This is a genomic window from Bacteroides intestinalis (genome assembly GCF_003464595.1).
GTDB classification, from domain to species: Bacteria; Bacteroidota; Bacteroidia; order Bacteroidales; family Bacteroidaceae; genus Bacteroides; species Bacteroides intestinalis_A.
Genome location: NZ_QRZF01000034.1, coordinates 20,073 through 31,731, shown reverse-complemented (window position 1 = coordinate 31,731; position 11,659 = coordinate 20,073). Strand labels below are relative to the sequence as shown.

The following is an 11,659-nucleotide window of genomic DNA, read 5'->3' as shown; positions in this document are numbered from 1 at the left end:
TTTACGGGCAACTTTGCTCCTATATTACTACGCTTTGCCTGCTGGATTGCGTATGGAGTGGCTGCTGCTCCTCTCGGAACGGTGGCTATTCATACCAGTACCATTTGCTATCAAGGTAAAGCTGTGCTCTTTCTGGGAGAGAGTGGTACAGGGAAAAGTACGCACACCCGTTTGTGGCGCGAAAACATAGAGGGGGCTGTTCTGCTGAATGATGACAGTCCTATTCTTCGCATCATAGACGGGAAACCATGGGTATATGGTAGCCCATGGAGTGGAAAGACGCCTTGCTACAAGAATGAGAGTTATCCGTTAGCAGCCTGTGTACGATTGTCGCAAGCTCCATTTAATAAAATAGAACGGCTAAATGTAGCTCAGGGCTATGGAGCTTTACACCCTTCATGCCCTCCTTGTTTTGCCTATGATGATGCATTGTATGACTCTATCAGTGGGACTTTGAGTAAACTACTTTCAACCGTACCGGTTTATCATTTGTCTTGTCTTCCTGATGCGGCGGCGGCTCGTCTTTCTTGTGAAACGGTCTTGTTCTTCCGAGACCTGCCTGGTACTGCTCTTTCTATCAATGGGAAGGCAGTATATGGTTCATCGTTATATCGGTCGTGAAGGAAATGAATACCTGATATTGGGGAATGAAAATATATTCCGAATGATTGTTGCTTACCTTCAGAACGACACGAATAGTATAGATAGTGTACCACCTTATTTCTTTGTACCACCTTTTGGGGTGGTACAAACTATAGCTACATGCCAATGGCCCTTTTTACCACCTACACGTATTATATATTCCTTATTCTGCAATGTCTTAATTTGCTTTTGAACAGCAGATTTATTGATATTCAATGCTTCGGCAATTTCACGAACTGTAATATCAGGTGAATTTGTCATTAAATTCAGAAGCTTAATTGTATTCTCACTTCTGAAGGTTACAAATGCTCCATTATACCACCATACACTTTCTGCTTTTTCACTGATAAACTTTATATTATTAGTTATTTCATCAATAACAAGTTTCTCGATATACTCGGTGAATGGCTTGATCTGAGCAAGGGATGCATGTGCTCCATCTGTGGGTATGGAGCCCACAGAATGGTCACACTTATTGAGCGTTTTCAAATAAATATCCTTGGTCTTGCTTCGAACAACAATCATCGGATAGTTATGCCTTAAAAAGATATAGTTAACCATCAACCGGGCGATGCGACCATTACCATCTTCAAATGGGTGAATGCGGATATAACGATAGTGAAAAACGGCTGCCAATTCAACGGGAGATAACTTATTTTGATTTTCTGCTTCATTATACCATTGAATTAAATCACTCATTAAAATCGGAGTTTCTTCAGGTGAGGCATATTCAAACCGTTCTCCTGTTACAGTTATAACAGAATTAGGACGAGTTTTATATTGTCCGGCATGAACTGTGTATGATGTCGTACTACCATCAGACATCTGACGATAGACTGTATAGTCTTCCCGCAAAAGCGTGCGGTGGAGTTGGCGAATAAAGGTTTCCGTCAGTGGATATTCTTTTTCTAAAGCCTCTGTTTGCATCATTTTTAGACCGACATTGTGGGCTTTCATTTCCTCCAAGTCCTTCATATTGGCCTCATCCACTACCTTACCGAACATTAATAACATTTCTGTTTGGCCATAAGTAAGGGTGTTACCTTCGATGTGATTGGAATTATAATTAAATTCCAGCATGAATTTTTGGTTCAATCGCATTTGGTCTTCCTCCTTCAATGGCTGAAGAGAAATCCATTCGTTATATAACTCTTCTAATCTGCTCATAGCTTTATAATTAGAATACAAAAGTACTAATTTCTATTGAGCTATTAATAATTTAAATTATAGAATGTGGTATCTGAAGTGTTCGGAATAGCAAAATGAGGACATATAATAAAGTTGTTTATCGGTGGGTTGAAGTATTATATAAATAGGGACATAGATATAATGGAGGTTATTCTTCGGAAAGCTATTTAGCTATAAATTTATTTCTTGTCTCTGGTGTCTGAGAATGGTGTCATTTTTATTCTATACGATAAGAATTTTCTGATTCTACAAATCTTTTTTTATTTGAAAATGAAGTGGTTACTATTATATTGTTTATTAAAATAAGGTGCTAAAAAACAGTGTCAATATACATATATTACTTAAACTTACAACTTATAGTTGATTACCTAATTTGTTGTGCATCAAATTTATAGATTATATTCCGCTGCTTTAGATAGATTCTTATTTTCTTGCTTTTTAGTTAGTATCTTATAGATAATATGCAGATAATCAGCGATATACAATGTGAGCATATTTAGGAAATTTGTTTCTTACTTTGCAGGCTGAAAAGGCGGTTTGCTATACCTATGTATATGAGAAACTATAGGGCTTTTCAGAGATGAATTCAATCATAGAATGATAAGAATAACATATTGATATTATTAACAATTAAATTTTGTAGTTATGAAAGTAGAAAAGGAAATGAAGTATGAAGCTCCGGAAATAGAAGTTCTGGAAGTTGTTGTGGAAAAAGGATTTGAAGGCAGCGGCTCTTCGGCTGGTGGTGTAGGTGAGGGAGACGGTGAGGACTGGTAACTTACAAAGCCATAGAGCAAAAAATGAAAGAAAGTATAACTATTAATTAAAATTGAAATGAGAACGAAACATTATTTAGCTGCGTTATGTATACCGATGGCATTCGCAGCTTGTTCTAACGAAGATTTTGTCAACGAAGTTCCCTCTTTGGAAGCCCGTGGCACGATCGATGTAACTCTTAACGTAAAGAAACCGACTGTCTGGACAGCAGACACTAGACTGGGTATTAATGAAAACTATAAATTCGTTTGGGAGAAAGACGTGGATATGATTGGTGCTGCTGTGGCTGATGGTACTACTTTGGGTACTATTAATACTGATCATAAAGTGCCATCTAATTATGCGTTTTCAGCACTAACTTCAGCAGAAACTTCAAGCTTCAATGGTAAATCACCCATTTCTCAGGGACATTATCTGTTCTATTATGGATATACTGACATCCTTGATCGTGGATATTTGGATTTAAGCGTACCTGCTCAGACTTATAAAGTAGAAGACACAAAGACTGCCATTCAGCAAGCTGTCAGTCGGATGAAAATGATTGCTCCAATCGTTAATCTCGCAAGTGGGGTAGGTCTCGTAGATGCTCAGACTTATAACTTGAATCTAAGCTTCGTTAATCTCTATACTTTGGTGAGAGTAACTGTCAACTCTGAAAATTTCCCTGATGGGGTGACTCCTAAGTTGGAAAAAATTACATTGAATACCAAAACTGGATCTGCTGCAGGTTTTGTAAAGAAAGCACATGCTAACTTGGGTGTGATTGCAGGATCTGGTAAAGCGAACGTAGTAATTCCTGGAGCAGACGGAATGCTTGTGGAAGACGAAATGACCACAGCCAAAGAAGAAGTAAATGATTTGATTCTTAATGCTAGCAATGCTGCAATTTCTACCATTTATGATCAAACAGGAGTTTCTGCTGAAGAGAAAAGTGGTCCCGTTACTTTAAGTATAGATGGTGACTTATCATTGTCTACCACAGAGCCTACCGTTCTTTATCTCTTGGCTCCGAAGGGTACTTATAATGGAGGATTGACATTAACAGTGGAGACTAGTGAAGGTACTTATACGAGAAATATTGATAAACCTAGTAGCAGAGACTTAACTTTAGAAGATAATATTCAGGGAATTGCTGCAGATTTGGACTTCTCGGATGGTAGTGGTAATGTAACTCTTCCTAAAAGTTTCCCTATCGCTTCTGCTGATGATTGGTCGCATGCTGTAGATTTTGTGAATAGCCATTCTATTGCATATATTGGTGAGACTGTTGAATTCGAATTGAATGCTGATGTTGAAGTTTCTACTTTACCGGCATTTCCTTTGAATATTATAGGTTCAAAGACCTTGACTCTTACTAATGACTATGTTATGACTGAAAAGAGTGCAGCCAAATTTACTGCAAGTAACATTACATTAGGCGTGAAAGCTGGTGCTACTTTAACTTTGGATGCTGCTGTTGCATTCGGAAGTATTATGAACAATGGTACTTTAAATGTGAATGCAGATCAGACGATAGCTATTGCAAACAATGGTACAATGAATGTAGCCAGTAAGAGTGTAAGCTTGTCTGGAGGCGTTACTAATGGTGACGATGGAGAAGAAATTAAAGGCACTATCAATATTGCAAAAGACAAAGTTTTGACGATTGAAACTGTTGCTTTAAACAATAAAGTCGGCGATATCAATGTTAAGGGCGAATTGGTAGTCAACTATGCTTCTGAAAATGAGGGCACTATCACAAATGACGGTACTATCTCTGGTAGCGCAGCTATCACTAATACTGGCACTATTAAGAATAATGCTGAGGGTACTATTTCTGCTACTGCTGCTATTGTTAATGCAAATGGTATTATTGACAATTTTGGTACATTAAGTGCGGATGTAACTAATGATAATGGTAAAGTTATTATAGAGAAAGATAGTAAAAGTAATAATTCTGCTACTATCACTAACGGTACAGTAGATGTAAAAGATGTGAAGACATTTGCTACAACGCAATCTGGAGGTACTGCTAATTATCAATTCTCTGGAGCTGCTGTAGTAACTACATCCGTGAATAACAAAGGAGAGTATGCGGCTGCAGATGCAGCAGGCGTAGGCGTTACAAACATCACACTGAACGGTAGTGGATGGAGCTTAGAAGGTTCTGCCGGTGCTGACGATACTAAGGTTATTGCAGTTCCTTCTCAAATGACTATTACTGGATTGACGTTGAAAGGTGCAACTTTGGATATCAAAGTAGCTTTAAGTAAAGATGTCGTAGTAGAAGGTACCTCGTCTATCTCTAATTCTACAGGAGGTTCGCTTGTAATTGAAGGAAACTTAATTGTGGAAGAAGGTGCTACTCTGGCTGTTGGTGAAGATGTTTCATTTAATGCAGCAGCAAGTGGTAATGATAAAACTGCTGAAATCTTGGGAACTGTGAATGTAGAAGCTGGTGCAGCAATGTACTTTGCTACAGCAAATGTGGGTTCTGCTACAGTAGCAAGTGCAACATTGAATGTTAAGGGTGATACTGAAGACATTACAACAGCGGGAATATTCGGGATTAAGACTCTAATTTCGTTTAATAACTGGGGTACCGTTTCTTCTTTGAGCGGAAATACTGCTGCCGGTCAAGTGTCTTTACCTAATAATAAGCCTAGCGGCACTTTCAAGGGTAATGCTTCCATTATCAGTTTTGTATAAGATTAATTCACTTTCCAAAGTGAAAAAGTAACCTGTTAAAAGGGAGCCGCAGAGCCATAAAAGCCTTGCGGCTCTTTTTGTTAGTTTGCCTTATATGCGACATCTTTAATTGTAAAATATGTAATCAATGCCAATAAATAGTGGTACATCAAATAAAGAAAATATGACGCAATATCCTTGGAAGCAGGCATGGACTGCACCGGTAGTAATCCGGAAAGTCTGGACCTTTAGAAAGCAGCTATTTAAAGCATGTGGCATTGGTGCTGCTATAGGGATGATTATACTTCTCGGCACTCCTAAGGAATATACAGCAAGTACTCTTATTGTTCCGGAACGTACCCGCAGAAGTTCTTCCTCAGGTATAAGTGCACTGGTTGATATGGCGGATATTGATATAGGGACTTCTTCTACAACTACTGAACGGGATGCTATTTATCCATCCTTATATCCTTCCATTGTCAATTCTACACCATTTCTTATTCAGCTTTTTGATATTAAAGTACATGAGCAGAAAGACAGCACCATAATGCCTCTTTCCCGATATCTGAAAGAACGCCAGAGAAGACCGTGGTGGAGTGTCATTACATCGGCGCCATCTAAGTTGATAGGCTGGACTATTTCTCTGTTCAGTGAGAAGCCAGAAGTGGCAAAGGTAAAATCTAAGATAGATGTTTTCCGCCTGACTCGCGAAGAGGCAGGTATGGCTGGGGCCATTTCTTCCAGAATCAATATCGGAGTAGACAAAAAGAAAAGAACCATAACTATATTTGTTACTATGCAAGACCCGCTAGTTGCAGCTACGGTGGCCGATACCGTGCGAGCACGACTGAAGGAATACATAACAGAATATAGGACAAGCAAGGCACGCCGGATGTTGGAATATGCGGAAAAACTTCGCAAGGAAGCACAGACAGAATATTATGAGGCACAGAAAAGATATACCCGGTATGCGGATGTTAACCAAGGGCTGGTGAAATTGACTTCTCGCGCTGAGCGGGCGAAGTTGCGAAATGAAATGGACTTGGCTCAGGCTACCTACAATCAGACGGAACAGCAAGTGCAAATCGCCAAGGCAAAGGTCGAGAGGGAAATTCCCGTATATGCAGTGATCCAGCCGGTACAGGTTCCACTTAGTCCCTCGAAGCCTCGAAAAATGGTAATCCTTGTAGGGTGTATCTTTTTGGCGGGTTCAGGAAGCATAGGCTGGATTTTGTTTGCGAAAGATTTTGTGGAAGGCTTTTTAAGAGACATAAGAAGAAAAAGAAAGACGTCGGAAGACGGATATAATCAAATGGTAGCTGATGATTAAAGAAATAATTCAATTGTTACCTGAGGGGCAACGCAAGCGGGGTATATGGGTGGCCTTTTCGGTATTGTTACGCGCCATCCTCGATTTTGCAGGGGTGGCAGCACTGATACCGATATTACTGGTAGTGGTAAAACAGGATGACGGACGGGGCATGATGCTGGTATTGTGTGGTGCCGTATTACTGTTTGTATTACTGAAGAATACCTTGGTGGTATTCCTGACACGTGTGCAAAGTCGCTATCAGTTGAAGATATATCGGGAATTCAGTAGACGGATGTTTGCCAATTATTATCATCGCGGATTGCTTTTCCTGAAAGGGAAGAGCAGTGTGCAGTTGGGACATGAGGTAAACTATGTTTGCTATATGTTCAGTTCATGTGTATTGGCTCCGGTCTTTCGCATGGCGGGAGAGGCAGTGCTGGTGCTGCTGATGGTGACGGCGCTTGTCATCTGGGAACCGCTTGCCGGATTTTTGCTTTGTGCGTCTTTTCTACCTCTGGCCGGTCTGTATGTGGGTTTGGTACGGAAACGCCTGCGCCGTTATGGCATGGAAGAATTGGAAGCACGTCGCAAGCAGAGCCGTACGGTAGTGGAAGCTTACCGTGGATATGCAGAACTGGAGATAGCCCGGGCTTTCCATACCTCGCTTGCTTCTTTCGATCAGGCAATGGAAGTTATTGTTCATAATCGTCTGCGCATGGAAGTGTACCAACTTTTTCCGTCTTTCCTCTCGGAAGTAGCTGTAGTGGCCGGATTGGCTTTATTGATTGGCACTGGAAGTGGTGACCTGGGATTGGTGAGCGGTGTGTTTGCAGTGGCAGCTTTCAGGCTAATCCCTGCGGTGAGAGCTGTATTGAACAGTTGGGTAACACTTCAAAATGCTTCGCATACTATAACGGTGGTGAAAGAGGGTATAGCCGTTATGGACAATGGATTACAAGAAAATCTGCCAAGTGAGCCTCCTTTTGAATTCAAACATACCCTCGAATTGCATGGGCTGGAATTCGCATTTCCCGATGGACATACTCTTTTCGGTGGCTTAGATCTGGTTGTCGGTCGTGGTGAACGTATCGGTGTGCGCGGAGCAAGTGGTTCAGGAAAATCGACTCTTTTTAATCTGATGCTTGGGTTCCTCCCACCTACATCCGGCGGGATACTTATCGATGGGAAGAAGCTGACTTCTGCCAACCGAAGCGAGTGGCACAAACTGGTAGGGTATGTGCCGCAGGAGATATTTATCATAGAAGGGACGCTTGCTGACAATATAGCACTGGGACAACCAAAGGTTGACCGGACGAAAATGATACAGGTTTTGGAACAAGTACAACTCAAAGAATGGGTGGATGAATTACCACAAGGATTGGATACACCACTGGGCGAATACGGCAGTCGGTTGTCCGGCGGGCAGAAACAACGAATCGGCATTGCACGGGCACTCTACAAAGAAGCTGAAGTACTGTTCTTTGATGAAGCCACTTCTGCTCTGGATAACAAAACGGAACAGGAAATTAATCATGCTTTGGAAATACTTTCACGACAACACCGGGAACTGACATTGATTGTCATAGCTCATCGAGAAAGTTCACTGGCTTTTTGCGACCGGATATTCGATCTGGATAGTGGAAATATATATACTAAAGAAAAATAAAGAAGATGATACAGGATTATTTAATTGCAGGGCATCGTATCCGGGTAGAAGGAGGTAAGTTGATACAAGCGATAGAAGCACTGCCTGGTTTCCCGGTATTTAAAACTAAATCCGGCGGTGAGCCGCTTTGTCGGTTTATAGCAACTCCCAACCAGGTGCCGGTGTTTGAACAAGTGTACTATCGTAGTGAAATAGACGGCATTGTCAGCCGTTTTGGACGTTATACCGACGGGTATGTTTTTGATATGACCTTCCCGGATGCTGAACCATTGAGTATGTGGATGATACAAGATGCCCGTATTGCTTATTTTACGGGCAACTTTGCTCCTATATTACTACGCTTTGCCTGCTGGATTGCGTATGGAGTGGCTGCTGCTCCTCTCGGAACGGTGGCTATTCATACCAGTACCATTTGCTATCAAGGTAAAGCTGTGCTCTTTCTGGGAGAGAGTGGTACAGGGAAAAGTACGCACACCCGTTTGTGGCGCGAAAACATAGAGGGGGCTGTTCTGCTGAACGATGATAGTCCTATCCTTCGTATTATAGACGGAAAACCATGGGTATATGGTAGCCCATGGAGTGGAAAGACACCTTGTTACAAAAATGAGAGTTATCCGTTAGCAGCTTGTGTACGGTTATCGCAAGCTCCATTTAATAAAATAGAACGGCTAAATACAGCTCAGGGCTATGGAGCTTTACACCCTTCATGTCCTCCTTGTTTTGCCTATGATGATGCATTGTATGACTCTATCAGTGGGACTTTGAGTAACTTACTTTCGAACGTGCCGGTTTATCATCTGTCTTGTCTTCCTGATGCGGCGGCGGCTCGTCTTTCTTGTGAAACTATTTTCGGAGCATGCGAAAAATAACGGTATCCAATGACTTTTTTGCCGGAGTGGCTGAGGCTTTAAAACAAGGGCAAACGGTGAGACTTCTGATTGACGGGCAAAGCATGTATCCTTTTATCAGGGGAGGAGTAGACCAGGTGGAAGTGGTTCCTTGTCCTCCAGAGCGTGAATTGCCTGCCTGGTGCTGCCCTTTCTATCAATGGGAAGGGCGGTATATGATTCACCGGTATATAGGGCGTGAAAAGGATGAGTATCTGATGCTGGGAGATGGAAATGTGTTTCGTATAGAACGGGTGAAGCGGGAGGATATTATCGGAATATTGAGAACGATCTATCGCCCTGACGGAACAGTGCAGGATTGCCGGGATACACGCTGGTTGAAGAAAGCGGAATGGTGGTATCGGCTACGTTTTTTACGTCGTTGGTTGTTGCCTGCCTTTAAGATGTTGCACATCGGATAGAGTATTTAACTAAAATTATTACGGAAAAATTTCCTTAATTACGAATGTCGTTGTACTTTTGTCGCAACTTTATTACACATATAAACAAAAAATTGAAGATTATGTCAAAAGTAACCGTAGTAGGTGCAGGTAACGTAGGTGCTACATGCGCTAATGTGTTGGCCTTTAATGAAGTGGCTGACGAAGTGGTAATGCTGGATGTTAAAGAAGGCGTTTCAGAAGGTAAGGCAATGGATATGATGCAGACTGCTCAATTGTTGGGTTTTGATACCACCATTGTAGGCTGTACCAATGACTATGAGAAGACTGCAAATTCTGACGTTATCGTTATTACATCAGGTATTCCCCGTAAGCCGGGTATGACTCGTGAAGAGTTGATCGGTGTAAATGCCGGTATCGTGAAAACAGTTGCTGAAAATGCATTGAAATATTCTCCCAACGCTATCCTTGTAGTTATTTCTAATCCGATGGATACAATGACTTATCTGGCATTGAAATCTCTGGGTCTTCCTAAGAACCGTGTTATCGGTATGGGGGGTGCTTTGGATAGCTCTCGTTTCAAATACTTCCTGTCTCAGGCTTTGGGTTGCAATGCAAACGAAGTAGAAGGTATGGTAATCGGTGGTCATGGTGATACAACTATGATTCCTTTGGCTCGCTTGGCTACATACAAAGGACAGCCGGTTAGCACTCTGTTGAGCGAAGAAAAATTGAACGAAGTTGTTGCTTCTACTATGGTAGGTGGTGCAACTCTGACTAAGTTGCTGGGTACTTCTGCATGGTATGCACCGGGTGCAGCAGGAGCTTATGTAGTTGAGTCTATTATCCACAACCAGAAGAAGATGATTCCTTGCTCTGTATTGCTGGAAGGTGAATATGGTGAATCTGATCTTTGTATCGGTGTTCCCGTTATCTTGGGCAAAAACGGTATTGAAAAAATCGTTGCATTGGAACTGACTGCTGACGAAAAAGAAAAATTTGCTGCCAGCGCTAAGGCTGTTCACGGAACTAACGCTGCATTGAAAGAAGTAGGTGCTCTCTAATTGGGAAAACCTTTTTCATAAATAAATTAATAGGGGTTGATTCCATCAAGAATCAACCCCTTAATTTTGCTATATATTCAATCTCAGAAGTAGTCTGATAATGATATTTATCTTACATCCGCCCCCCACATCAATTTATTGCGAAGCGTATCAAAGAACACATGATTGAAGCGCTTGATTACCTTAATGCTGTAATCAGCCCGTGAGATTCGCAGACGGGTTGTTTCTTTGCAGGATTCACTACGACCGTCGATGGCAACCAGGAAACTGTGGCTGCGGCTTTCTACGTCAAGAGTGATTTTCCAATCATCACAAATAACGATAGGTCGGACATTCAGACTATGCGGAGCCACCGGAGTGATAGCAATCGTTTTGCTATGGGGCACGATAACCGGACCACCGACACTCAGCGAATAAGCCGTGGAACCGGTAGGGGTGGATACCACTAATCCGTCAGCCTGATAAGTGGTGAGATGGGCACCGTTGATAGCAGTATGAATGCTGATCATTGAAGAACTATCACGTTTCAATACAGCAATTTCATTGAGTGCATAAGGCGATTCCATCAATTTTTTGTCATCACAATGTAATTGCAACACGCTACGTTCTTCCACCTTGTAGTGGTTATTATAAATCTCATCGAAAGTCTCTTCCATCTCTTCCGGAGAAATGTCTGCCAGGAAACCGAGGCGGCCGGTATTGATACCCAGAATGGGAATATTCTTTTTGCCTACCCGGCTGGCTGCTTTCAGGAACGTACCGTCGCCCCCGATACTGATGACCATATCTGCTGTAAAATCGTCTCCGTCGAAGAGTTCGGCGGAAGCGATAGTCATGTGCAGGTCGGAAGTCAGGAAGTTATAGAACTCCCTGCAAATGCAAAGCTGGGCATTACGCCGCTCCAACAAGCGGAATAAAGTTTCCGCATGTGTTGATTTTTTTGCTTGGTAAGTATTTCCAAATATGGCAAATTTCATCGTCTGTACTTTCTTAATGAAATGCAAATATGGTGTTTTTTTCTCAGAACGCTGCCAATGTATCGCTATTATTTGTAC

General features: G+C 41.8%; 9 protein-coding genes and 1 pseudogene. 8 read left to right on the top strand and 2 right to left on the bottom strand.

What is annotated here, in order from left to right; all coding sequences use genetic code 11:
* Positions 1–621 (top strand): annotated as a pseudogene (locus DWW10_RS24850) (hypothetical protein); the annotation flags it as partial.
* Positions 622–717: 96 nt separating this feature from the next.
* On the opposite strand, the gene DWW10_RS24845 reads toward DWW10_RS24850, so the two are convergent.
* On the bottom strand, positions 718–1,809 hold the full coding sequence (locus DWW10_RS24845) for a Fic family protein (RefSeq protein WP_118422432.1): 1,092 nt from the start codon (positions 1,807–1,809) through the stop codon (positions 718–720).
* A gap of 666 nt (positions 1,810–2,475) precedes the next feature.
* Here DWW10_RS24845 and DWW10_RS26570 point away from each other — a divergent pair.
* From DWW10_RS26570 to mdh, 7 genes are all read left to right on the top strand, one after another.
* Entirely contained in the window at positions 2,476–2,607 is a 132-nt protein-coding gene (locus DWW10_RS26570; protein ID WP_259320536.1) for a hypothetical protein, read from the top strand.
* Positions 2,608–2,664: 57 nt separating this feature from the next.
* Positions 2,665–5,295, top strand: a complete 2,631-nt coding sequence (locus tag DWW10_RS24840; RefSeq protein ID WP_147350491.1) for an autotransporter outer membrane beta-barrel domain-containing protein — start codon at positions 2,665–2,667, stop codon at positions 5,293–5,295.
* Between the two features lie 127 nt (positions 5,296–5,422).
* Positions 5,423–6,604, top strand: coding sequence for a GumC domain-containing protein (locus DWW10_RS24835; RefSeq protein WP_182021537.1), 1,182 nt, complete (start codon positions 5,423–5,425; stop codon positions 6,602–6,604).
* The gene (locus DWW10_RS24830) at positions 6,597–8,252 is read left to right on the top strand and encodes an ABC transporter ATP-binding protein (RefSeq protein ID WP_118487393.1); all 1,656 of its coding nucleotides are present in this window, start codon (positions 6,597–6,599) and stop codon (positions 8,250–8,252) included. Before DWW10_RS24835 ends, DWW10_RS24830 begins: the two co-directional genes overlap by 8 nt.
* Before the next feature lie 5 nt (positions 8,253–8,257).
* Entirely contained in the window at positions 8,258–9,121 is an 864-nt protein-coding gene (locus DWW10_RS24825; RefSeq protein WP_118487391.1) for a phosphoenolpyruvate carboxykinase (ATP), read from the top strand.
* Positions 9,109–9,561 carry a hypothetical protein gene (locus tag DWW10_RS24820; RefSeq protein ID WP_118421179.1) on the top strand — a complete coding sequence of 151 codons (453 nt, stop codon included), beginning with the start codon at positions 9,109–9,111 and terminating at the stop codon, positions 9,559–9,561. The genes DWW10_RS24825 and DWW10_RS24820 overlap by 13 nt, the downstream gene beginning before the upstream one ends.
* A 101-nt stretch (positions 9,562–9,662) precedes the next feature.
* The gene (gene mdh / locus DWW10_RS24815; protein ID WP_022391862.1) at positions 9,663–10,604 is read left to right on the top strand and encodes a malate dehydrogenase; all 942 of its coding nucleotides are present in this window, start codon (positions 9,663–9,665) and stop codon (positions 10,602–10,604) included.
* A gap of 107 nt (positions 10,605–10,711) precedes the next feature.
* Here the strand turns inward: mdh and DWW10_RS24810 are convergent, their stop codons facing one another.
* Complete coding sequence (locus DWW10_RS24810; RefSeq protein ID WP_022391861.1) at positions 10,712–11,581, bottom strand: NAD kinase; 870 nt, start codon at positions 11,579–11,581, stop codon at positions 10,712–10,714.
* Positions 11,582–11,659: the final 78 nt, after the last annotated feature.

Coding starts and splice junctions, on each gene's coding strand:
- DWW10_RS26570 (WP_259320536.1), top strand. CDS start 2,476: ATGAAAGTAGAAAAGGAAATGAAGTATGAAGCTCCGGAAATAGAAGTT.
- mdh (WP_022391862.1), top strand. CDS start 9,663: ATGTCAAAAGTAACCGTAGTAGGTGCAGGTAACGTAGGTGCTACATGC.
- DWW10_RS24835 (WP_182021537.1), top strand. CDS start 5,423: ATGCCAATAAATAGTGGTACATCAAATAAAGAAAATATGACGCAATAT.
- DWW10_RS24845 (WP_118422432.1), bottom strand. CDS start 1,809: ATGAGCAGATTAGAAGAGTTATATAACGAATGGATTTCTCTTCAGCCA.
- DWW10_RS24830 (WP_118487393.1), top strand. CDS start 6,597: ATGATTAAAGAAATAATTCAATTGTTACCTGAGGGGCAACGCAAGCGG.
- DWW10_RS24820 (WP_118421179.1), top strand. CDS start 9,109: ATGCGAAAAATAACGGTATCCAATGACTTTTTTGCCGGAGTGGCTGAG.
- DWW10_RS24840 (WP_147350491.1), top strand. CDS start 2,665: ATGAGAACGAAACATTATTTAGCTGCGTTATGTATACCGATGGCATTC.
- DWW10_RS24810 (WP_022391861.1), bottom strand. CDS start 11,581: ATGAAATTTGCCATATTTGGAAATACTTACCAAGCAAAAAAATCAACA.
- DWW10_RS24825 (WP_118487391.1), top strand. CDS start 8,258: ATGATACAGGATTATTTAATTGCAGGGCATCGTATCCGGGTAGAAGGA.